This window comes from Streptomyces sp. NPDC047880 (genome assembly GCF_040706515.1).
Lineage (GTDB): Bacteria > Actinomycetota > Actinomycetes > Streptomycetales > Streptomycetaceae > Streptomyces.
Genome location: NZ_JBEZOK010000016.1, coordinates 1 through 23,731 on the forward strand (window position 1 = coordinate 1; position 23,731 = coordinate 23,731).

General features: G+C 71.5%; 9 protein-coding genes. 4 read left to right on the forward strand and 5 right to left on the reverse strand.

What is annotated here, in order from left to right; all coding sequences use genetic code 11:
* Positions 1-14,754: amino acid adenylation domain-containing protein (locus tag AB0937_RS23215; protein ID WP_366714106.1), on the reverse strand; the 14,754-nt coding region annotated here is incomplete at its 3' end.
* A 194-nt stretch (positions 14,755-14,948) separates the two neighbouring features.
* Between AB0937_RS23215 and AB0937_RS23220 the strand changes: the two genes are divergently transcribed.
* Together AB0937_RS23220 and AB0937_RS23225 are read left to right on the forward strand one after the other, a co-directional pair.
* The gene (locus AB0937_RS23220) at positions 14,949-15,875 is read left to right on the forward strand and encodes an ornithine carbamoyltransferase (protein WP_366714107.1); all 927 of its coding nucleotides are present in this window, start codon (positions 14,949-14,951) and stop codon (positions 15,873-15,875) included.
* Between the two features lie 173 nt (positions 15,876-16,048).
* Positions 16,049-19,246, forward strand: a complete 3,198-nt coding sequence (locus AB0937_RS23225) for a tetratricopeptide repeat protein (protein ID WP_366714108.1) — start codon at positions 16,049-16,051, stop codon at positions 19,244-19,246.
* Positions 19,247-19,378: 132 nt separating this feature from the next.
* Here the strand turns inward: AB0937_RS23225 and AB0937_RS23230 are convergent, their stop codons facing one another.
* Both AB0937_RS23230 and mca read right to left on the reverse strand, forming a co-directional pair.
* Positions 19,379-19,669, reverse strand: coding sequence for a hypothetical protein (locus AB0937_RS23230; RefSeq protein ID WP_366714109.1), 291 nt, complete (start codon positions 19,667-19,669; stop codon positions 19,379-19,381).
* Complete coding sequence (gene mca / locus AB0937_RS23235) at positions 19,662-20,543, reverse strand: mycothiol conjugate amidase Mca (RefSeq protein ID WP_352117799.1); 882 nt, start codon at positions 20,541-20,543, stop codon at positions 19,662-19,664. The genes AB0937_RS23230 and mca overlap by 8 nt, the downstream gene beginning before the upstream one ends.
* 147 nt (positions 20,544-20,690) lie before the next feature.
* Here mca and AB0937_RS23240 point away from each other — a divergent pair, with 147 nt between their 5' ends.
* Positions 20,691-21,089, forward strand: a complete 399-nt coding sequence (locus AB0937_RS23240) for a DUF4307 domain-containing protein (protein ID WP_366714110.1) — start codon at positions 20,691-20,693, stop codon at positions 21,087-21,089.
* A 179-nt stretch (positions 21,090-21,268) separates the two neighbouring features.
* Positions 21,269-21,766 carry a transcription elongation factor GreA gene (gene greA / locus AB0937_RS23245; protein WP_234845475.1) on the forward strand — a complete coding sequence of 166 codons (498 nt, stop codon included), beginning with the start codon at positions 21,269-21,271 and terminating at the stop codon, positions 21,764-21,766.
* Positions 21,767-21,821: 55 nt separating this feature from the next.
* On the opposite strand, the gene AB0937_RS23250 is transcribed toward greA, so the two are convergent.
* Entirely contained in the window at positions 21,822-22,679 is an 858-nt protein-coding gene (locus tag AB0937_RS23250) for an ABC transporter permease (RefSeq protein WP_366714111.1), read from the reverse strand.
* A complete protein-coding gene (locus AB0937_RS23255) occupies positions 22,676-23,653 on the reverse strand; it encodes an ATP-binding cassette domain-containing protein (RefSeq protein WP_366714112.1) in 978 nt (325 codons plus the stop codon). Before AB0937_RS23255 ends, AB0937_RS23250 begins: the two co-directional genes overlap by 4 nt.
* Between the last annotated feature and the right edge of the window lie 78 nt (positions 23,654-23,731).

Genomic DNA, 23,731 nt, shown 5'->3' on the forward strand with positions numbered 1-23,731 from the left:
GCGCTCCCCCGCCACCAACGCCCTCCGCGCCACATCCGCACCCACCAGACGCAACGCCAGACCCGCCACCGTCGGCGACTCGAACACCGCACGGACGGGCAGTTCGACACCGAACATGGTGCGAATGCGGCTGATCAGCCGGGTGGCGCGCAGCGAGTGCCCGCCGAGTTCGAAGAACCCGTCGTCGACGCCGACCCGCTCGACTTCGAGGATCTCGGCGAAGAGGCCCTGGAGGATCTCCTCCGCCGGGGTGCCGGGGCCGCGGTCCGCCTCGGCACCGGCGGGGCTGGTCGACGGCAGCGCGTCGCGGTCCACCCGGCCGTCCTCGGTCAGCGGCAGCCGGTCCAGGACCACCAGGGCGGCCGGGACCAGGTGATCGGGCAGCGCGGCACGGGCGAAGGCCGCGACGGTGGCGGGAGTGACGGTGGCACCGTGAGCCGGCACCAGGTACGCGACAAGGGATCCGTCCCGTACCGCCACGGCGGCCCGTGCGACGTCGCCGTGTTCGGCAAGGACCGCCTCGAGCTGCGTCGGGTAGGCCGTGAAGCCCGGTATCGGCAGCGGCGTCCCGACGAACTCCAGCTCGCCGTCGGCGGTCCAGCGGACCAGGTCCCCGGTACGGACCATGCGCGCGCCCTCGCCGCCGAACGGATCGGCAACCACCGTCGGTGCGGAGCCGAGCAGCGACCCGCCGACGTGGAGCTCGCCGACGACGCCCGGCGGAACCGGGCACAGGCCGGCGTCGAGCACGTACAGGACGGTGCCGGGCAGCGGGGTGCCGAGGGGCACCACGGTGTCCCAGTCGTCGGGGTCGCACGCGCGCTCCGTGACGGCGCCGGCGGCCTCGGTCAGCGAGTAGCCGTGCCACAGCGGCACGTCCACGGTGTCGAACCAGGCTCGCTGCAGCGGCTCGGCCAGGGCCTCGCCGGAGCAGAACACCCGCCGCAGTCCGGCTTCCGGCAGCGCCGGGTCACCGAGGAGCACGGCCAGCTCGGAGGGCGTGACGTGCAGTGTGGTGGCGCCGTGCAGGAAGGCCGTGTCGTGCGGTGCGGCCGTGCGGTCGGCGCGTACGACGGTCGCACCGGCGGTGAGGGGCCAGAGCACCTCGTCGATCTCGCCCATCGTCCCGGGTGCGGCCGTCGATCGGACGCGGTCCGTGCCGCCCAGGCCGTGGACGCTCTGGCGAGCCGCGATGCGGGACGCGACGACGTCCTGCGGGAGGACGACGGGCGTACCGGTGCGGGTGCGCAGGACGAACGGTTCGCCGCTGACGACCGCGGCCAGGATTCCGGCGGGCGGCTGGGCCAGCAGTTGCCCGTACGTCGTCTCGACGCCGCCGTCGACGATCGCGACGGCGTCCGTCGGATGCGCGCCGATCAGTTCGAGCAAGGTGGGCGTGTCCGACGGGGCCTCAGCGGCGCGGCCGTGCACGGCCTGCGGCAGTGCGAGCCGGTCCACGACGACGTCCGCGTCGGCGCTCACCGTCTCCAGCAGGTGGACGAACTGCGCGGCCATCCGCTGCGCCGTGGTGGCGTCGAAGAGGTCCTCGGCGTACTCCAGGTCGATGCCGAGGCCCCCGGCCGTGCCGTCCGCACCGACCGCTTCCTGCACGTGCAGGGTCAGGTCGAAGCGGGCCGCTCCCATCTCGACGTCCTCGTCGAACGCGGCGGTCAGGCCGGCCAGGGCGAAGTCGTCCTCGTCGTCGTTCTCGAAGACCAGCATCACCTGGAACAGCGGGTGGTGGCCCAGCGAGCGCCCGGGGCGTACCACGTCCACCAGTCGTTCGAACGGCACGTCCTGGTGGGCGAACGCGGCCAGGTCCGCCTCCCGGACCCGGCCCAACAGGTCGCGGAAGGACGGGGATCCGGACACGTCGGTGCGCAGCACGAGGGTGTTGACGAAGAACCCGACGAGGTCCTGGAGGCTGTCGTCCGTCCGTCCCGCGACCGGGGTGCCGATCGGGATGTCGGTTCCCGCGCCCAGCTTCGACAGCATGAGGGCGAGGGCCGACTGCAGCACCATGAACAGGGTCGTGTTGGTCTCCCGCGCCACCGCCAGGAGGCGACCGTGCAGCTCGGCGGGGATGCGGATGCCGACCTCGGCGCCGCGGTGGGTCGCCTCGGCGGGCCGCAGCCGGTCCGTCGGCAGGGCAAGCAGCTCGGGCATGCCCTCGAGGGAGTCCTTCCACCACGCCAGCTGCCGGCTGACGAGGCTCTCCGGATCGTCCTCGGCACCGAGCAGCTCGGACTGCCACAGGGTGTAGTCGGCGTACTGGACGGGCAGTCCGGGCCAGCGCGGCGCCCGGCCGGCCCGCCGGGCCGCGTACGCGGTCGACAGGTCCCGTGCGAGCACGCCGGTCGACCAGCCGTCGCCGGCGATGTGGTGGATCAGCAGGAGCAGCCGGTGCTCGTCCGGTCCGTCCTGGAACAGCGTGGCGCGCAGCGGCGGTTCGACTTCGAGGTCGAAGGTGTGCCGGGCCGCCTCGGCGGGCTCCGCGACGCCGGTGGCCAGTACGGGCCTGGCCTCGTCGACCCCGAGCACCCGCTGGTAGGGGGTTCCGTCGGCATCGGACGGGAACACCGTGCGCAGTGCCTCGTGCCGTGCCACGACGTCGCCCAGCGACGCTTCGAGGGCCGCCGCGTCGAGCTCGCCGGTGAGCTTGATCAGTATCGGTACGTTGTACGTGGTGCTCGGCCCTTCGAGCCGGTGCAGGAACCACAGGCGCTGCTGGGCGAAGGAGAGCGGCACCCGTGCCGGACGCTCCCTGCGGCCCAGAGCGGGGCGGTCGGCGGACACGCCGTCGATCCGGGTGGCGAGTCCCGACACCGTGGGCTCGGCGAACAGCGACCGCACCGACAGCTCCGCTCCGAGCTGCGACCTGATGCGGCTGAGCAGCCGGATCGCCGACAGCGAGTGGCCGCCGAGGTCGAAGAAGTTGTCGTCGATGCCGACCGCGGCGATGCCCAGCGTCTCGGCGAAGAGACCGGCGATGATCTCCTCGGCGAGTGTGCGCGGGCTGCGCCGGGCGGCGGCGGTGGCGAGGTCCTCGGCCGGCAGTTCGGCGGGGATCTCGGTGACGACGACGAACTTGGCGGGCACGAGGTAGTCGGGCAGCACGGACTCGGCGAGGCGCCGTGCGGCCGTCGCGTCGCCGTCGTGGACGACGTAGGCGACGACCCGGGCGGAGCCGGCGACGACGGCGGCGTCCGCGAAGACCTGGCGCAGCCGGGCCGCGACCTCGGCGGGGTTGACGCGGAATCCGCGCACCAAGCGTACGTCCTCGGGGCGCCCGAGGAGTTCGGTGGTGCCGTCGGGGCTGCGGCGTGCCAGCTCTCCCGAGGGGAGCGTGGCCACCACGCCCGGGGGCACGAGGCGTCCTTCGGCGTCCACGAGGGCGGTGTCCCGCTCGTCGTCGGACAGCAGGTCGAGTGCGGCGACCGGCGCGGTCGGGTTGGCGGCGGCCGCGGTGAGCAGCCGGATCAGGCGGTCGCCGAACGCGTCCATCGTCGCCCGGTCGAAGAGGTCGGTGGCGTATTCGATCTCGCCGACGATCCCGGCGGGCTCGCCATCCGGTCCGTACCTCTCCTGCAGACGGACGTCCATGTCGAACTTGGAGGCGTCGCCGACCACGTCTTCGAGCCGGGTTTCGAGGCCGGGAACGGTCAGCTTGACCTCGTCGAAGTTCTCGAACGTCAGCATGACCTGGTAGAGCGGGTGCCGGGCGAGCGACCTCACCGGGTTGACCACCTCGACGAGGCGCTCGAACGGCACGTCCTGGTGGGCGAACGCGGCCAGGTCGGTCTCGCGGACGCGCTCCAGCAGTTCGGCGAACGTCGGGTCGCCCGAGGCATCGGTGCGCAGCACGAGGGTGTTGACGAAGTAGCCGAACAGGTCTTCCAGAGCCTCGTCGGTGCGCCCTGCGACGGGTGTTCCGATGGCGATGTCGGTGTCGCCGCTGAGCCTGCTCATGAGGGCGACCAAGCCGGCCTGGATCGTCATGAAGAGGGTGGTGTTGCCCTGTCGGGCGAGACGCAGCAGAGCGTCGTGCAGGGCGGCGTCCAGACGCAGCGGCGCCTCGGCGCCTCCGTACGTGGCCACCGGCGGCCGGGGCCGGTCGGTGGGCAGGTTCACGAGCTCCGGCAGGCCGCGCAGGTTCTCGGTCCAGTAGGCGAGCTGCCGGGAGATCGCGCTGTCGGGGTCGTCCTCGCGTCCGAGCAGGTCACGCTGCCACAGGGTGTAGTCCGCGTAGTGCACCGGAAGCGGAGCCCAGCCCGGGGCCCGTCCCTCGGCCCGTGCCGCGTAGGCGACGGAGAGGTCGTCGCCGAGCAGTGTCTCCGACCAGCCGTCGCTGGCGATGTGGTGCATGAGCGGCAGCAGGGCGTGTTCCTCGTCGCTGAGCCGGAACAGGGTGCAGCGGATGGGCAGTTCGGTGACGAGGTCGAAGTGGTACTGCGCGGCCTCGGCGAGAGCCGCCTCCAAGTGCCGCTCGTCGTCGACGTCGGCGATGATCAGGTCCACCACCGCTTCACCCGCGGGCACGATGTGCTGGTACGGCGTGCCGTCGGCCTCGCGGAACAGGGTGCGCAGTCCCTCGTGCCGGGCCACCACGTCGTGCAGGGCGGTTCGCAGTGCCGGAACGTCGAGCGGCCCCGAGAAGCGCATGACGAGCGGCACGTTGTACGTCGAGCTGGGGCCTTCGAGGCGGTTGAGGAACCACAGTCCGCGCTGACCGAAGGAGAGCGGCACCCGCTCAGGACGCTCCATGGGTTCCAGGGCGCGCCTGGCCTCGCCCGCCTGGTCCGTCCAGCCGGCGAGCCCGGCGACGGTCGGCGTCTCGAACAGTGCCCGGACGGGCACCTCCACCCCCATCGTGGACCGGATGCGGCTGATCAGCCGGGTGGCGAGAAGCGAGTGCCCGCCCAGCTCGAAGAAGTTGTCGTCGATCCCGACCCGGTCCACGTTCAGCACGTCGGCGAAGAGGACCGCGAGGAGTTCCTCGCGCGGGTTGCGCGGACGCCGGCCCTCCACCGCACCGGACAGCGTGGGCGCGGGCAGGCCCTTGCGGTCGAGCTTGCCGTTCGGGGTGAGCGGCAGCCGGTCGAGTGTGACGAAGGAGGCGGGGACCATATGGGCGGGCAGCACGTCCGCGACGTGCTTGCGGACAAGGGTGGTGTCGCCACCGACCACGTACGCGGTGAGCCGCGGATCGCCCGGCTGGTCCTCACGCACGATCACGGCGGCCTGTGTGACGTCCGGCGCGTCGAGGACCGCGGACTCGATCTCGCCCAGTTCGATCCGGAAGCCGCGGATCTTCACCTGGTCGTCGGCCCGGCCGAAGTAGGACAGCGTGCCGTCGGCGGCCCGGCGGGCCAGGTCTCCGGTGCGGTACATGCGGGTCCCGGGGGCGCCGTACGGGTCGGCGACGAAGCGCTGTGCGGTGAGGCCGGGACGGCCGAGGTAGCCGCGGGCCAGGCCGGCGCCCGCGACGTACAGCTCGCCGGTGATGCCCGCCGGGACGGGCTGCAGGCCCTGATCGAGGACGTACACGTGCAGGTCGGGGATGCCGGTGCCGACGACGCTGTTGGCGGTGGCCTCCGCCGAGACACGGTCGAGCGCGTGGTGGGTGACGTGCACCGTGGTCTCGGTGATGCCGTACATGTTGACCAGCGCGGGAGAGTCGTCGGGGTGCCGGTCGTACCAGGACGGGAGCCGTCCCAGGTCGAGCGCCTCACCGCCGAAGACCACGTACCTGAGTGCCAGCTCCGTGCCGGGGTTCTCCTCGTCGGCCTGCATGAGCTGGTAGAAGGCGGACGGGGTCTGGTTGAGCACGGTGACGCGTTCGTCCCCGAGCAGCCGCAGGAAGTCCAGCGGGGACCGGCTCACGTCCTGCGGAACCACGACGAGCGTGCCGCCGTGCAGCAGGGGTCCCCACAGCTCCCAGACGGAGAAGTCGAACGCGTAGGAGTGGAACAGCGTCCACACGTCGGACTCGTCGAAGCCGAACCACTGCTCCGTCCGCGTGAAGAGCCGCACGACGTTCTGGTGGGGGACCAGGACGCCCTTGGGCCGCCCGGTGGAGCCGGACGTGTAGATGATGTACGCGCCGTTGTCGGGGCGCAGCGTGCGGCGTGCCGGGTCGCCGGCGGGACCTTCGGGCAGCTCCTCCATGACGACGCGGGTGCTGCCCTCGGGCAGTGCCACGTCCGCGCGGAGGCTGGTCACGACGACGGCCGGGTGAGCGTCCTCCACGACGAAGGCGATGCGCTCGGCCGGATAGTTGGGGTCCAGCGGCAGGTAGACGCCGCCGGCTTTGAGGACGCCGAGGACGCCCACCACGAGGTCCGCGGTCCGCGGCAGGGCGAGCGCGACCACGGACTCCGGGCCCACGCCGTGGGCGATGAGGGTGTGGGCGAGCCGGTTCGCCCGGGTGTTCAGTTCCGCGTAGGTCAGGTGCTCCGCGCCGTCGACGACGGCGATCGCCTCGGGATACGCGGTGACAGCGGCCTCGAACAGTGCGGGCACTGTCGTCCGCTCGGACGGCGGAGCCGGTGCGGTCCACTGCTCCAGCAGTTCCCGGCGTTCTGCCGGGGCCAGGATGTCGGTCTGCCACAGCCTCTGGTCCGGGTCGGCCACGACCGCCCTCAGCAGCCGGGCGAGCCGGTCGACGATGTCCTGCACGGTGGACCGGTCGAACAGGTCGGTGGCGTACTCGACCAGGCCCGACAGACCGGCGGGCTCGCCGTCGGGGCCGTGCTTCTCCTGCATGTCGAAGTCGAGGTCGAACTTGGCGACCCCGGAACCGACATCCTCCAGACCGGCCCGGAGACCGGGAAGGTTCAGATCCGCCTCGGCATTGTTCTGGAACAGGATCATGACCTGGAACAGCGGGTGGTGCGCGAGGGAGCGGGTCGGGTTGAGCACCTCGACCAGCCGCTCGAACGGCACCTCCTGGTGCGCGTACGCGGCCAGGTCGGTCTCTCGGACCCGGGCGAGGAGTTCCCGGAAGGTCGGGTTCCCCGAGGTGTCGGTGCGCAGCACCAGGGTGTTGACGAAGAAGCCGATCAGTTCGTCGAGCGCCTCGTCGGTCCGTCCGGCGATGACGCCGCCGAGCGGGATGTCGTCGCCTGCTCCGAGCCGGGTGAGCAGTCCGGCCACTGCCGCCTGGAACACCATGAAGAGGGTGGTGTTCGTGTGGCGGGCGAGTTCGAGCAGCCTGGCGTGCAGCTCGGCCTCGAGCTCGAAGTGGACCTCCGCGCCGCGGAAGCTCGCGGCGGCCGGCCGCGGCCGGTCCGTGGGCAGCTCCAACTGCTCCGGAAGTCCGGCGAGGGTCTTCTGCCAGTAGGCGAGTTGCTGAGCCAGCAGGCTCTTCGGGTCGTCCTCCGAGCCGAGCAGTTCGCGCTGCCAGAGGGTGTAGTCGGCGTACTGGACGGGCAGCGCCTGCCAGGCCGGCGCCCGCCCCTCGGTCCGGGCTCCGTACGCGACGGAGAGGTCACGCGCGAACGGTGCGTCCGACCAGCCGTCACTGGCGATGTGATGCAGCAGGAAGAGCAAGACGTGCTCGGTCTCCGAGAGCCGGAACAAGGTGATCCGCAGCGGCAGTTCGGTGGCGAGGTCGAAGCCGTAGCGGGTGGCGACGGCGAGTTGCTCGGCGAGCCCGGTCTCGTCGGTCTCGACCAGGGTGACGTCCGGCTGCTCGGCGTCGACGATCAGCTGATACGGCTGCCCGTCCACTTCGGGGAAGCGGGTGCGCAGGCTCTCGTGCCGCGCCACCATGTCGCCGAGAGCGGCTTCGAGGGCCTCCCGGTCGAGGGGTCCCGACATGCGCAGCAACAGCGGCACGGTATAGGTGGCGCTGCGGCCTTCGAGCCGGTACAGGAACCACAGGCGCCACTGCGCCGCCGAGACGGGGATGTGCTCCGGCCGTGTCATCGGGCCGAGAGCGAGCCTGGACTGCTCGGCGCCCGTCATCCGTTCGGCGAGTTCGGCAACGGTGGGCGCCTCGAACAGGTGCCGGATGGCCAGTTCCACGTTGAACATCGAGCGGATGCGGCTGAGCAGACGAATCGCGGTGAGTGAGTGCCCGCCGAGGTCGAAGAAGCTGTCGTCGATGCCGACGGTCGGTACACCGAGCACGGCGGAGAAGAGACCGCACAGGATCTCCTGCTCCGGGGTACGCGGTGCACGGAAGGAGAGGGGCACGGCGACGCTGCCCTCGTCGGCCGGACCGTTGGTCGGCGCGGCGGCCGGTTCGGCGGCCGGTGCGGTGGCCGGTGCGGTGCCCGGAGCGGTCCCGGCCACGGCCGTTTCCGTCCTGACGAGTTCGCCGACGGGCACGGAGGCGTCGTCGACCAAAGCGGTGAACAGGCGGACGAGGTCAGCGGCGAGCACGTCGATCTGCGTGCCGTCCAGCAAGTCCGGCCGGTACTCAAGGCGCAACTTCAGCCGTGTGCCCGGAAGCACCGAGAGTGTCAGCGGGTAGTGGGTGGCGTCGTGGTCCTCCAGCACGCTCGCGCGCAGGCCGGGCGCGGGCTCCCACACGTCGTCGTCGTGCGGGTAGTTCTCGACGATGGTCAGCGTGTCGAACAGGTCGCCCAGTCCCCGGAGCCGCTGGACGTCGTTGAGCCCGAGGTACTGGTGGGCGATCAGCCGGGACTGCTCGTCCTGGACGCGCTCCATCAGCTGCAGCAGGGACTCCGTCGCGTCGAGCCGGACGCGAACGGGCAGCGTGTTGATGAACATGCCGACCATCGCCTCGCTGCCGGCCAGCTCCGCGGAGCGTCCGGAGTACGTGGAGCCGAACACCACGTCCTCCTGTCCGGTGCGAGCGCGGAGCATCAGGCTCCACAGGGCCTGGACGGCGGTGTTGAGGGTGATCCCGTACTCGCGCAGCCGGTCCTGGAGCCGCCCGGACACCGTGTCAGGCAGGTCGCAGTAGACCTGGAGGGGGCGGGCGGGCGCCTGGGTGCCAGGCGTCGCGAGGAGGGTCGGTGCGGCGAGCCCGTCGAGCGCGGTCCGCCAGGCGTCGTGCGCCGCCGTACGGTCCTGCCGCGCCATCCAGGCCAGGTGGTCGCGGAACGCGGCCGGCTCGGGCAGGGTCTCGCCCCGGTAGAGCGCGAACAACTCGTTCAGCACCAGCTGCATGGACCAGCCGTCGAAGAGGATGTGATGGTTGACGAGGACGAGCCGGTGCTCGTCCTCGGCGAGCCTGACCAGGGTGAAACGCAGCAGCGGCGGCCGGCCCAGGTCGAAGCGCTCGGCGCGTGCCTCGGCCACGATCCGGGCGAGGGCGGGCTCGCGCTCGGCCTCGGTGAGTCCCGAGAGGTCGACCTCCCGCCACGGCAGTTCGAGGCCGTCGACAACCACCTGGACGGGCTGGGACAGGCCCTCGTGGTGGAAGCCCGCCCGCAGGTTCGGGTAGCGATCGAGAAGACAGGCCGCGGCGGTGCGCAGGGCGCCCGAGTCCAGCGGGCCGCTCAGCGCGAAGACCTCCTGGACGGCGTAGAGGTCGGCGCCGGAGTCGTACAGGGCGTGGAAGAGCAGGCCCTCCTGGAGCGGGGCGAGCGGCAGCACGTCGACCAGATCCGGCAGTGCCCCTTCCAGCTCCTCGATGTCGCCTTGTGAGAGGTCCACGAGGGGCAGGTCGGACGGGGTCAGTCCGCCGCCTTCGACGGCCGCGAGATCGGTGAGCGCGGCGAACCAGCCGTGCGCCAGTTCCCGTACGTCGTCCTCGGCCAGCAGGGCCTTCGACCAGGTCCAGGTCGCGACGAGCTGCGCCCCGTGGGCGTGGTCGACGGTGACGGCGTCGAGCTCGATGCCCAGGCCGAGCGGCGCGGCGTCGTCGAAGCCCGCGCCCAGTGCGGGGGCCTCGGGAGCGGGCGCCCAGTCGGCGAGTTCGGGAGCGGCGTAACGGCCCAGGTAGTTGAATCCCAGCTGGGGGCGGTCGTACGCGGCCAGTTCCGGGGTGGAGCGCGGATCGCGGTGCCGCAGCAGCCCGTATCCGATGCCGTTGCCGGGCACCGCGCGCAGCTGCTCCTTGACGAGTTTCAGGGCGCGGACACCGTCCGCGCCTCTCGGGTCGACACGGACGGGGAACGCGCTGGTGAACCAGCCGACCGTCCGGCTGAGGTCCAGTCCGGGGACGATGTCCTCGCGGCCGTGCCCCTCCAGTTCGAGGAGCAGCGCGGAGGCGTCGACCCCGCGCCGGCCGCGCCACGCGGCGACGGCCAGCGAGAGGCCCGTGACCAGCACGTCCCGAACACCTGCGTGCACGGCGACGGGGACCGAGGTGAGCAGCGCTTCGGTGACGTCGGTCGGCAGAGTGAGCGTCAACGTCCCGGCGTCGGCCCGGACATCGATCGCTGGGTCAAGGGGCCGGTCGCCGAGGAGCGGGTCGGGTGTCTCCAGCACCGATCGCCAGAAGGGCAGTTCACCGGCGCGCCTGCCGGCCTCCTCGCCGAGAAGCGCGCTCCACCGCCGCAAGGAGGTCCCGACCGGTTCGAGGGCCTCTCCCTCCCAGGCGGCCCGAAGGTCGCCGAGGAGGGGCTGCCACGAAACGCCGTCCACGGCCAGGTGGTGCACGAGCAGCAGCAGCCGCCCGGCCTCCGCCCCGGCGTCGAACCACACCGCACGCACCAGGTCGCCCTTGTAGGGGTTCAGTTCGGCCTGAGCGGCCCTGCTGTGCTCTTCGATCGCCTCGCGCAGCGCGTCGGCATCGGCACCGGCGGCGTCCACGCGGCGGACGGTCGCCGCGACGGCGCCTGGCGCGGGGATGCTGAGTCCCCACTCCTCGTCCAGGGTCAGCCGAAGCGCGTCGTGCCGGTCGAGCACCGCCTGGAGTGCGGCGGTCAGACGCTCGGCGCCCAGCCCGGCCGGCACGACGAGCAGCATCGACTGGTGGTAGCCGTCGACGGGACCGCCGAGGTCGCGCAGGTCCGCCATGACCGGTGTGGGGAGCAGCGGGCCCGTGGCGATGTCCTGGGTGGCCGGGGCGGTGGGAGCAGCTGTGCGGGCAGCGGCAGCGATACGGGCGACGGTCTTGTGCTCGAAGACGTCCCGCGGCGTGATGTGCAATCCCGCCTTGCGGGCGCGGCTGACCAGCTTGATGGAGACGATGCTGTCGCCGCCGAGGTCGAAGAAGCCCTGGCTGGGCCCCACCTCGGGCAGGCCGAGCACCTCGGCGAAGAGTGAGGCCAGCAGTTCTTCCTCGGCAGAGCCCTCCGATTCGGGGCCCTCGACGGCAGGAGAGGGCAGTGCGCCGACGTCGATGCGGCCGTCCTCGGTGCGCGGCAGCTCGGCGACGGTGACGTACGTCTCCGGCACGAGGAAGTCGGGCAGTACACGGGCGAGGTGATCACGAAGGTCGACGGAGCGTACGGACAGACCGGGGGCGGTCACGACGTAGGCGACGAGACCGTCCGTCACCGTCGCGTCGACGAGTGCGGGGTGGGCGAGCAGAGTCCCGACGGTGCGGGAGGCGTCGACCGGGGCTCCCTCGACCAGGATCGGCCTGCACAGACGCTCGAGGCGACCGTCGAGGGTGTACCTGGCCGGGGCGCCGTCGAGGATGCCGACCACGCCGTCGGGCACCGGCTCGCCGTGCTCGTCGACCACCCGATCGCGACGGCCCTGGAGCACGGCGCGTTCGTCGTCGGTGAGCAGGTCGATCGTGGAGATCCGGCGTTCCGGGTCGGCCACCGCGGCACGCAGCAGCCGGGCAAGCCGGGCGATGAGCGTGTCGACCGAGGAGCCGTCAAAGAGGTCGGTGGCGTATTCGGCGACCACGTCCACTCCGGCCGGAGTACCGGTGTCGGAGAAGCGCTCCTGCAGGCGCAGGTCGAGATCGAACTTGGCGACGCCGGTGCAGGCTTCGTCCACCTCGACGGTGAGACCGGGCAGGGCGGGTGCGGCCATGCCGAGGTTCTCGAAGGTGAGCATCACCTGGAAGAGAGGGTGGTGCGAGAGGGACCGGGCCGGATTGAGCGCTTCGACCAGCCGGTCGAACGGTACGTCCTGGTGCGGGTAGGCGGCCGCGGCCGTGCCGTGCACCCGGTCCAGGAGTTCCCGGAAGGTCGGGTCGCCCGAGGTGTCGGTGCGCAGCACCAGCGTGTTGACGAACGAGCCGACGAGGCCGTCGAGTTGCTCGTCGGGCCGTCCTGCGGTCGGGGTGCCGAGCGGGATGTCGGTGCCGGCGCCGAGCCGGGTCATGAGCGCCGCAAGGGCGGCCTGCACCACCATGAAGACGGTGCGGCCGGTGGAGCGGGCGAGCGCGGTCGCCTCCCGGTGCAGCTCTGCGTCGAGGTGCGTGCGCACCTCGTCCCCGCGGAAGCTCGCAGCCGGAGGCCGGGGGCGGTCGGTGGGAAGTTCGACGAGCTGCGGCAGCCCGTCGAGCGCGGTCCGCCAGAAGTCGACGCCGTCTGCCTCGCCCTGCCAGAGGGTGTAGTCGGCGTAGGTCACCGGCAGTTCGTCCCACGCCGGTTCGCGCCCGATGCGACGGGCGGCGTAGGCCAGGGACAGGTCTTCGATCAGCGGACGCTCGGACCAGCCGTCGCTCGCTATGTGGTGCATCAGGAGCAGGAGGGTGTGCTCGTCCGTGCCGGGTCGCGAGAACAGCGTGGCTCGCAGCGGCGCCTCGCTGCGAAGGTCGAACGGGTGACGGGCCGCTGCGGCCACCGCACCGTCGACGTCGGGGGTACTGACGACGGTGAGCGTGGCGAGCGTGTCGAGAACGTCCTGGCGGGCGACACCGTCTGTCTCCGGGAACACCGTCCGCAGGGTCTCGTGCCGCCGGGAGACGTCGCGGACGGCGGCACGGAGCGCCTCTGCGTCCACCTCTCCGGTCAGCCGCAGGACGAGGGGGATGTTGTAGGTGGCGCTGGCGCCCTCGAGCCGGTGCAGGAACCACAGCCCTCGCTGCGCGTGTGACAGCGGCATGGGGTCGGGGCGCTCGGTGCGGGTCAGCGGCGGCCGTGCCACTCCCGCCTCGGAGAGACGGGCGGCCAGGCCGGCGACGGTGGGCGCCTCGAACAGGGCGCGAACCGACACCTCACGGTCGAGCGCGGTGCGGATGCGGCTGATCAGCCGGGCCGCGAGGAGTGAGTCACCGCCGAGATCGAAGAAGCCGTCGTCCGTGCCGACGCGGTCGATGCCCAGGACATCGGCGAAGAGTCCGGCGAGAACCTCTTCGGCGGCCGTCCGCGGCGCACGGCCGGCGCCGACGGTGAGTTCCGGGGCGGGCAGCGCGGCGCGGTCCAGCTTGCCGTTCGGGGCGAGCGGAAGCTCGTCGAGCATCATGTACACCGACGGCACCATGTGCTCCGGCAGCCGGGCGGCCAGCCGGTCCTGCACCGTGTCGGCCTCCACCGCGCCCACGACGTAGGCCACGAGGCGCTGCTGTCCCGGACGGCCCTCGTGCACGGTCACGGCCGCCTGGGACACCTCGGCCAGTTCGGTGATCGCCGCTTCGATCTCGCCCAGCTCTATCCGGAAGCCGCGGATCTTCACCTGGTCGTCGGCTCGGCCCGCGAATTCGATGAGGCCATCGGCGTTCCACCTGGCCAGGTCCCCGGTTCGGTACATGCGCTCGCCCTCGGCGAAGGGGGAGGCGACGAACCGCTGTGCCGTCAGACCGGCCCGGCCCAGGTAGCCGCGGGCGAGCTGGACGCCCGCCACGTAGAGCTCGCCCTCCTCACCGGGCCCCACCGGGCGCAGGGCGCTGTCGAGGATGTGCACCTGGGTGTTGGCGACCGGGGACCCGATGGGGACGTTCCGGTAGCTCTCGCCCGGCCGCACATCGAACGCTGTCACATCGATCGAGGCTTCGGTCGGGCCGTAGTGGTGGCCGAGTCGCAGGTCCAGCTTGGTGACGACCTCGTCCGCCAGGGAGGGCGGCAGCACTTCTCCCGCCACGAAGAGAAGCCGCAGGGCGAGACCGGAGGTGTCCCGGATGGCGGGCAGGGCGACCGCCAGCAGCGACGGAACGAACTGAGCGACGGTGACACCGTGTTCGGCGGCGTAGTCGATCAGCAGGTGCGGCAGGCCCACCACGTCGTCGGGCGCCATGCAGATCGTCGCACCGGCGATCAGCGGCAGCCAGATCTCCGAGCCGGACGCGTCGAAGCTGAAGGCGGTCCGCGCGAGCACCACGTCCGACGCGTCGACGCCCCACTCACCGGCCTGCCACAGCATGTGGTTCGAGACGCCCAGGTGCGGTACGACCACACCCTTGGGCAGTCCCGTGGAACCGGACGTGTAGATGACGTAGGCCGCGTTCTCCGTACGGACCGTGACGCCGGGGGCGGTGTCGTCACCCGACGTCAGGTCGATGTCGTCGAGAAGTACGACGGGGGCCGTGGTGCCGGGCAGCGCGGCACGGGTGGCGCTGGTCGTGAGCACGACGGACGGTCGGGCGTCGGTCAGCATGAACGCGATCCGCTGCGCGGGGTAGCGCGGGTCGATCGGCAGGTACGCCGCCCCGGTCTTCAGTACGGCCAGCATGGCGACCACCGCGTCCGCCGACCTCGGCACGGCCAATGCCACGAGCTGCTCGGGGCCCGTTCCCAAGCCGATGAGCCGTCGGGCCAGCCTGTTGGCCCGACGGTCGAGTTCGGCATAGCTGAGCACGGTCGAACCGAAGACCACGGCCGGGTGCTCGGGAGCCCGCTGCACCTGCGCCTCGACCAGTGCGGGCAGCGACATCGCCGCCACATCGCCGCCCAGGCTCGACCCGATCGGATTGCGCGTCGCACGACGGTCCACGCTGCTGGCTCCTGTACTTCGTCGACAACTCGTAAAGCCGGGGCGCACACGCACGTCCGACACGGTGCCCGACGGTAGGGAGCAGCACTTTCAGCCTGTTATCGCACGCTCATCCGATGCGGAGGCGACGCCGATACCGCCCTGATAAACAGCGCCTCTACGTTGCCAAGCCCGCTATGCACAGGAGTCGCGCAATGGCCCGTAACCACCTCATCTCGTTGGCCGACATCCCCGATGCCGACCTGTACCGGATCGTGGACAGAGGAGCCCGGTTCGCCTCCGGCGCCTGGTCGGACGAGACCCTGCACGGCGCCGTTGTCGGCATCTACTTCCGGGCGACGTCGACGCGTACGCGTACGGCGTTCTCCTCCGCGGCCCTCCGGCTCGGCGCGCGCCTCATCACCTACGGCCCGCACGATCTCCAGGTCAACACGGGCGAGACCGCCGCGGACACCGGCCGGGTCCTGGGAGGCATGCTGGACGCCTTGGTCGCGCGCACGGTGGGCAGCGCCGGGGAACTGCGCGCACTGGCCTCCCAGGACCGGATGGCGGTGGTGAACGCCATGGCGGCGCAGGAGCATCCGACGCAGGCGCTGACCGATCTGACCGCCATGGCCGGGCACTTCGGAGATCTGGCCGGGCGGCGGATGCTCTACATGGGCGAAGGCAACAACACCGCCGCCGCTCTGGCTCTCGCCCTTCCGCGTTACCCCGGTACCGAGCTGCACCTGCGGACCCCGCGGCGCTACGCCCTCGATCCGGAGATCCTGATGCGGGCCAAGGACCTCGCGGCCCGGCACGGCTCCACCATCACCGAGCAGCACGACACCGCCGGCGTGCCCAAGGACCTCGATGTCGTCTACACGACGCGGTGGGAGACCACCGGCACTTCGAAGGAGTCCCCGGACTGGCGCAAGGAATTCGTTCCCTTCCGGGTTGACGAAACCGTCATGGAAGCCAGCCCTGACGCGGTCTTCATGCACGATCTGCCCGCACACCGGGGCGACGAAGTCACCGCGGCGGTACTGGACGGACCACGCTCGATCGCATTCACCCAGGCCGAGGCGAAGATGCACAGTGCCGCGGCGGTCCTGGAGTGGAGCCTCGGAGTCCTCCCCTGACAGGCACCCGGCAGTGGCTCGGAACCGCCCGTACCCGTTCCAGCTCGGCGGCACCGCTTCGATCGGCTCGCGAGTCACCGGACCGCAACCGTTGATCGTCGCCCCCTCGCGCTCACGCCTCCCACCAAGGACACTCATACGCACAGGAGTTGCCGCCGGAGGGGGACCTTGACATGCGGGACAGTCATCGGGCGGAGGCCGAGCGGCTGTTGGGACGGGCCGTGGAGGAGGAGGTGCGCCGCTCGGGCGGCCGCACCGACGGGAAGGTGCTGCTGGCGCGGGCGCGCGGCGCGCTCGACGTGATGGCAGGGAGCGCGTCCGAGGAGTACGAGGCCTACACCCGCGCCCTGGACGAGGCGGCGGCCGGTCAGCTCACCTTCGGGCAGCGCTACGCCCGGGAGGGCGCCGGAACGCCGCTGCTGGTGGCCGGTGTGGCGGGGGTCGCGGCCGTCGTCGCCGACATGGCCCTGGGCACGGGGACCGGGACCGCTGTCGGGGCCGGTGTCACGGTGGGCGTCGTGGGGGCCGCGGCGACGGTGGTGAAGGTGGTCGGATCGCACCTGCCGGCCGCGCACCGCCGCGCCGGGGCCGTGAGCCAGCCGGGCGGGCCCGAACAGTTGCGGCTGCAGTGGCTGACGGCGCTGGAGGTGCGGGGCATCCGGCCGTTCCTGGACCAGCAGCGGGTGCTCGCGGCCTCCACCGGGCCGACGAAGACGGGCCCGCGGCTGCGCGGCGCGGACAAGAGCGCGGCGGCTCGCGGGCGCAACGTGCTGGAGCAGTCCTTCGGGCAGCTCCCGCAACCGGCGCAGCCCTTCGCCGGGCGGCGGGCCGAGCTCGCGCAGATCCGGCAGTGGGTGCAGGCGGGCCGGGCGAGCACGGAGACCCAGCCGACCGTGGTCGTGCTGCACGGCGAGCCCGGCAGCGGCCGTACGGCGCTCGCGGTGCACGCCACGCACGATCTGAGGGACTACTTCCGCGGCGCCTGCGTCGTCGACCTGCGCGCAGAGGGGCCGGGCGGGTCCCCGCTGTCCACCCGTGACGCCCTGCTCCATCTGCTGAACCGGCTCGGCGCGCCCCGCGAGCAGTTGCTGTTCCGTGAGCGCTCCTCCCCCGACCAGCAGGTCAAGCGGCTGAGCGAGCTGTACCACCAGCATCTGACGGGCCTGCCCGTCACGGTCGTCCTCGACGACGCCTCGGATGCGGAGCAGATCCGTGCACTGGTCCCGGAGCGGTCCGACAGCCTGGTGCTGGTGACCGCGCGGGGCCCGCTGGAGCTCGACGGCCTTCCCGCGCGGGTGCACCGGCTGGCGGTGGAGCCGCTGGACGCCGCCGGTGCGGAGGAACTGCTGGGCGCCGCTGCGCAGGACCGCTCCGGGCCGTACGACGCGGAGTCCGCGGACCGGGTCCGGGAGCTGTGCGGCGGGCTGCCGCTGGCGCTGCGCATCGCGGGCTCGTGTCTCGGCCCGCGCTCCCCGCGCGCACTGGCCACGGACCTCGACGCCTACGGCCCGGTCGAGCCGGTCGAACGCGCCCTGTGGCTGCGCTACACCGACCAGTCGGAGACCGTGCGGCGGTTGCTGCGCCGGCTGGCCCTGGCCGGGCGGGCCTCGCTGGGTGCCGCGGCGGCCGCCGCGCTGCTGGCGACCGACGAGGCGGAGGCGAAACGCCACCTGGAGGTCCTGACCCGGGCCGGCCTGATCGACCACGTCCGGGGCGACCGCTACCGGCTGCACGACCTGGTCCGCTCCTTCGCCCGGGCCCGGCTCCTCGACGAGGAGGAGCCGGCGGAGCGCACGGCGGCGCAGGAGCGGCTGATCGTGAACTACGCCGAGCTGGCCGACTCGGTGCTGCGCATGGTCGACGGCAACATGTCGACGCGCACCAACCGCTTCAGCCCGTACGGCTTCACCTCCCTCGACGAGGCGCTGCGCTGGCTGGACGACGAGTCGAGCTTCATCACGACGGCGCTGCGGCACGCCGAGGGCGTGAACCAGGCGGCGGTGCTGAACCTGCTGGGCGCCCTGTGCGACTACTGCCTGCTGCGGGGCGACCTGTACCGGCTGGGCGAGATCAGTGAGCTGGCCCAGGCCGTCGACGAGGGCCTGCTGGTCCGCTCGGTGCAGTGGCGCACGGGTATCGCGGCACGGCAGCTGGGCGAACTGGACAAGGCCCGTACGACCCTCACGTCGGTCGTGGACCTCTACCGGGAGGCCCACCACGACGCCGGTGCGGCCCGCGCCCTGTGCTCCCTCGGCATCACCCTGCACCACCAGGGCAATCTGACGGAGGCGTCGGCAAAGCTCCGCGAGGCCCTGGCGCTTCAGGCCTCCGCCGAGCTGGCCACGGACCGTGCCTGGACGATGCACGCCCTGGCGGCCGTCGAGCGGGACCGCGCGCGGGTGGGCGAGGCACGGGACCTGCTGACCGAGTCACTCGTTCTGCACCGCGCGGGCGAGTCCGTGCACGGCCAGGCGTGGGCGCACTTCCAGCTCGGCCAGCTGGGGCTGCGCATGGGCGACGTCCCGCGTGCCGAGGCCGAGCTGCGGGCGGCCCTGGACCTGTACGGGCGCACCCGTGACGCCCGTGGTGAGGCCTGGGCCCTGACCCAGCTGGCCCGGGCGCTGCTGGTCGCGGGTGACGCGTCGCCGGCGGTGGAGGAGCTGCGCGGGGCGGCCGCGCGCCACCGCGACAACGAGGACGCGCGCGGCGAGGCCTGGACGCTGTACTACCTGGGCCAGGCCCTGGAGGAGACGGGCGACCTCGACCAGGCGGTCCGCGAACTGGAACGCGCCCGCACCATGTTCTCCCGCATGCGGGACGTCTACGGACTGGCCTGCGCACGCCACCACTCGGCCCGCGTCACCCGGGACCAGCGGGCGGCCCAGACGGGCTCCTTGCGCAACTCCGGCTTCGCCCGCCAGCTGCTGGTCGACGCCCGGGCCGACTTCCAGCGCATCGGCGTCGCCCACGGAGAGGCGTGGACGTGCCTGGAGCTGGCGGTCGTGGACGCGGGCAACGCCCGCACCCAGCAGGCCCTGGCCCTGTGCGACGAGGCGGTGGAGCTGTTCACGTCCTACGGCGACCACCGGGGCGAGGACTGGGCCCGCTTCCTGCGCTGCACCCTCCTCCCCTACGCGGCCCCGGGCGGCATCGAGGTGGGTACGGCGGTGGCGCAGGAGGAGCTGGCGCAGCTGTCGCGGGCGGGGCACCCGCTGCGCGATCCGAAGCTGGACGACTACCTCGACGCGTACGGGCTCCTGCTGGAGCGCGGCGTGACCCTGGAGGCGGGCTGGCAGGCCTGGCGACTCGGTATGGTGCCCGGCCGGCATGCGCGGGAGGTGATGGGGGTGGCGGTGGCCTCGAAGGGGTAACCCTGGGCCCGGGTCGTGCCCCGGGGCGGCGCGCGCGGGGGAGACACCGCGGCGCGGCCCGGCGCGTGAGTCACCCGCCGGCGGCGCTTCGTGTCGGGCCGCCGACGGGTGGTGTGCCCTCGGGTGGGGGCGTCAGCCCTGCTTCTTGCCGGTCCCGCCGGAGGGCTCGGCTTCGGGGGTCGCCGCGGACGTCTCCGTCGCGGACTGTTCCCGCTGCTCGGCCTCGGGGTCCGGGATCTGGGTGAAGTCGACCCGGTTCATGTGCCGGCTCATGGACTTCATCAGGGCCCACACCGCCAGGGCCATCGCCGCGAAGACGATGAAGCCGAGGACTCCGGGGGTGACCTTGTCCTCGTCGACCTCCTTGGCGAAGGAGACGAGGTGCGTCATTGCCAGGCTTGCGCTTGCGCTCATGTCAGGCATTGTCGCGGATGCCCGCAAAGAGGTCGTCCTCGGGGAGGGAGGTATCGACGAGGGCCTTCGCCAGCTCGTACTCCTCCGTCGGCCAGACCTCCTTCTGGATCTCCATCGGGACCTTGAACCAGCCGCCGTCGGGGTCGATCTGGGTGGCGTGCGCGATCAGCGCCTTGTCGCGGATCTCGAAGAACTCGGCGCACGGGATGTGCGTGGTGAGCGTGCGCTGCTTCATGCCGAACTCCTCCCAGCGCTTGAGCCAGTCCCCGTAGGGGGACTCCAGGCCGCGGTCGAGCATCGCCTGGTGCAGGGCCTCGGTGCGCGGGCGGTTGAAGCCCTGGTTGTAGTAGAGCTTCTGCGGCTGGTAGGCGGGGCCGTACTCGGCCTCCGGGTACTTCTCGGTGTCCGCGGCCGACTCGAACGCCACCATGGAGATCTTGTGGGTCATGATGTGGTCGGGGTGCGGGTACCCGCCGTTCTCGTCGTAGGTGGTGATCACCTGGGGGCGGAAGGCGCGGATCTTGCGCACCAGCTCACCGGCTGCGTGGTCCACGTCCTCCAGGGCGAAGCAGCCCTCCGGCAGCGGCGGCAGCGGGTCGCCCTCGGGCAGCCCGGAGTCGACGAAGCCGAGCCATTCCTGCTTGACGCCCAGGATCTCCCGGGCCTCGTCCATCTCCTTCTTGCGCACCTCGTGGATGTGCTCCTCGATGTACGCGTCGCCCTGGAGCTTCGGATTGAGGATGGAGCCGCGTTCCCCGCCCGTGCAGGTCACGACCAGCACGTCCACCCCCTCGGACACGTACTTCGCCATGGTCGCGGCGCCCTTGCTCGACTCGTCGTCGGGGTGGGCGTGAACGGCCATCAGTCGCAACTGGTCAGTCAAGACTCAATCCTCAGTAAGTCGGCGCCCGGTGTGCGTCGGCGCAATCAGCGGCTTCTATAGTGACCGAATCGGGGGGCGAATAATTCCGGGGCCCGGTCCTGGAGCCCCTTCCGGGACCTCCGTCCCGGCCCTGCCTGGAGGACGATCATGAGTACGGCGAGCACGCGACCGCCCGAGGGCCGTTACGGCCGTTCCTCGGACGAGCGCGCCGACCGCACGCTCAAGGTCGTGGGCGTCGTCCTCGCGGTGGCACTGCTGGGACTCGTCGGCTGGTTCGGCTACCACTACGTCGCCCAGAACGAGATCAGCGCCGAGGTGATCAGCTTCGAGCCGGGCGAGAAGTCCGTCCAGGTGCATCTGGAGGTCCGCAAGGACGCCGGCACCGACGGCTACTGCACCGTGCGCTCGCAGGCCGAGAACGGCGCCGAGGTGGGCCGGGCCGACTTCCGCTTCGACGGGGACGGGACCCGCATCGACAAGGTCGTCACTCTCCGTACGACCTCCCCGGGGACGACGGCCGAGCTGCTGGGCTGCCACACCGGCTGACGACCGCTTGACATCACCTGGAATACGTAGAGCCTGACCTGCATTGACGTGATTGTCGTCGCATATGTCCTCCCCCTCGGGCCCCTGAATTGTTAGGCTCGTGGTTTCGCCCTTCCGTGAAGGAACATTCTTCTGGGTAGGGCGATGCTTTGTATTCCCAGTACCTACGAGGAGCACCTGTGACCCAGACCAGCGAGAACGTCACCTGGCTGACCCAGGAGGCGTACAACAAGCTCAAGGCTGAGCTTGAGTACCTTACTGGTCCCGCGCGGGCGGAGATCTCCGCGAAGATCGCCGCGGCGCGCGAGGAGGGCGACCTGCGTGAGAACGGCGGGTACCACGCGGCCAAGGAGGAGCAGGGCAAGCAGGAGCTCCGCGTGCGCCAGCTCACCCAGCTCCTGGAGAGCGCCAAGGTCGGTGAGGCGCCCGCGGCGGACGGTGCGGTGGCGCCGGGCATGGTCGTCACGATCGCGTTCGACGGCGACGAGGACGACACCCTGACGTTCCTGCTCGCCTCCCGCGAGTACGCGAGCTCCGACATCGAGACCTACTCGCCGCAGTCCCCGCTGGGCAGCGGCGTGATCGGCCACAAGGTCGGCGAGGACGCCGAGTACGAGCTGCCGAACGGCAAGAAGGCCCTGGTGAAGATCCTCAAGGCCGAGCCGTACGAGGGCTGAGCGGCCTTCCCGTCTTTGGAGTGCCCCCGGCGCCGCAGCGGCGCCGGGGGCCTTGTCATGCGGTGGCCGAGCGGTACTTGCGCACCGCCAGGGTCCGGAAGATCACCAGGATCAGGATCGAGTAGATCAGCGAGGCCCACACCGGGTGCTGCATGGGCCAGGCGTCCGACGGGGACTGGCCCGGGTTGGCGAACAGCACCCGGCAGGCCTGGACCGTGGCACTGAAGGGGTTCCACTCCGCGATGTGGCGCAGCCACGGGGTCATGTGGCTGGTGTCCACGAAGGCGTTGGAGATGAACGTGACCGGGAAGAGCCAGATCAGGCCGCTGGAGGTGGCCGCCTCGGGTGTCTTCACCGACATGCCGATCAGGGCGCCGATCCAGGTGAACGCGTAGCCGAGCAGGAGCAGCAGGCCGAAGGCCGCGAGGACCTTGGCGGCGTTGGTGCTGCCGTCCGACCCGACGCGCCAGCCGACGAGCAGGGCGACCACGGCAAGGACGACCAGGGTGAGGGCCGTCTGCACGGAGTCGGCGAGGGTGCGGCCGGTGAGCACCGCGCCGCGTGCCATCGGCAGGGAGCGGAAGCGGTCGATGAGGCCCTTGTGCATGTCGTCGGCGATGCCGGCGCCGGAGCTGGCGGTGGCGAACGTGACCGTCTGGGCGAAGATGCCCGCCATCAGGAAGTTCTTGTAGTCGGCGGCACTGGTGCTGTCGCCGATCTGCATGGAGCCGCCGAAGACGTAGGTGAACAGCACCACGAACATGATCGGCTGGATCAGCCCGTAGATGATCATCTCGGGGATCCGGGACATGCGGATCAGGTTGCGCTTGGCGACGACCATCGAGTCCCGGATCGACTGGCTGACCGGGTTCGCGGCCGGTGCGACCCGCACGGTGTCGGTGACGGCGCTCACTGGGCGGCCTCCTTGTCGTTCTCCTGGTGCTCGGCCTCGGCCACGTGTCCCGTCAGGGAGAGGAAGACGTCGTCGAGGGTCGGCCGGCGCAGGCCGATGTCGTCGATCTCGATGCCCCGGGTGTCCAGCTCGCGGATGACCTCGGCGAGGAGCTTGGCACCGCCGGTCACCGGGGCGGTGAGCTTGCGCATGTGCTCCTCGACGGCGGTCTCGCCCTTGCCGAAGCCGGCCAGGACGTCGGCGGCGGCCTGGATGTGCTCGCGCTGGTGCACCACGACCTCGACGCGCTCACCGCCGGTGCGGGCCTTGAGCTGGTCGGAGGTGCCCTTGGCGATGACCTTGCCGTGGTCGACCACCGCGATGTCGTGGGCCAGGTGATCGGCCTCCTCCAGGTACTGCGTGGTGAGCAGCAGGGTGGTGCCGCCGGAGACCAGTTGTTTGATGACCTCCCACAGCTGCTGGCGGTTGCGGGGGTCGAGGCCGGTCGTCGGCTCGTCCATGAACATCACGGGCGGCGAGACGACCAGGGCCGCCGCCAGGTCGAGGCGGCGGCGCATACCGCCCGAGTAGGTCTTGGTGGGGCGGTCGGCGGCGTCCGTGAGGTGGAACTGCTCCAGCAGCTCGGCCGCCCGCTCCTTCGCCGCCTTCGCCCGCATCTGGTACAGCTGGCCGACCATCTGGAGGTTCTCCCGGCCGGTGAGGTATTCGTCGACGGCCGCGAACTGGCCGGACAGGCCGATGGAGCGGCGGACCGCATCCGGCTGTTTGAGCACGTCGATGCCCGCGACGACCGCTCGCCCGCTGTCGGGCCGCAGCAGGGTGGTCAGACAGCGGACGGTGGTGGTCTTTCCCGCGCCGTTCGGCCCGAGCAGGCCGAGGACCGTGCCTTCGGGCACGTCGAGGTCGACGCCGTCCAAGGCCCTTACGTCACCGAAGGTCTTGACCAGACCCTCGGCGTAGATGGCGCCTGGCATATGAGTCTCCACGTCTTCGGGGATGACCGGACGGATGTCCGGCGAAGCTTCTTCTCACCAACACACCATAACGCGATG

Excerpts from the sequence above, each read along its gene's own strand:
- AB0937_RS23220 (WP_366714107.1), top strand. The coding sequence starts at position 14,949 with ATGGCCCGTAACCACCTCATCTCGTTGGCCGACATCCCCGATGCCGAC.
- AB0937_RS23225 (WP_366714108.1), top strand. The coding sequence starts at position 16,049 with ATGCGGGACAGTCATCGGGCGGAGGCCGAGCGGCTGTTGGGACGGGCC.
- AB0937_RS23230 (WP_366714109.1), bottom strand. The coding sequence starts at position 19,669 with ATGCCTGACATGAGCGCAAGCGCAAGCCTGGCAATGACGCACCTCGTC.
- AB0937_RS23240 (WP_366714110.1), top strand. The coding sequence starts at position 20,691 with ATGAGTACGGCGAGCACGCGACCGCCCGAGGGCCGTTACGGCCGTTCC.
- AB0937_RS23255 (WP_366714112.1), bottom strand. The coding sequence starts at position 23,653 with ATGCCAGGCGCCATCTACGCCGAGGGTCTGGTCAAGACCTTCGGTGAC.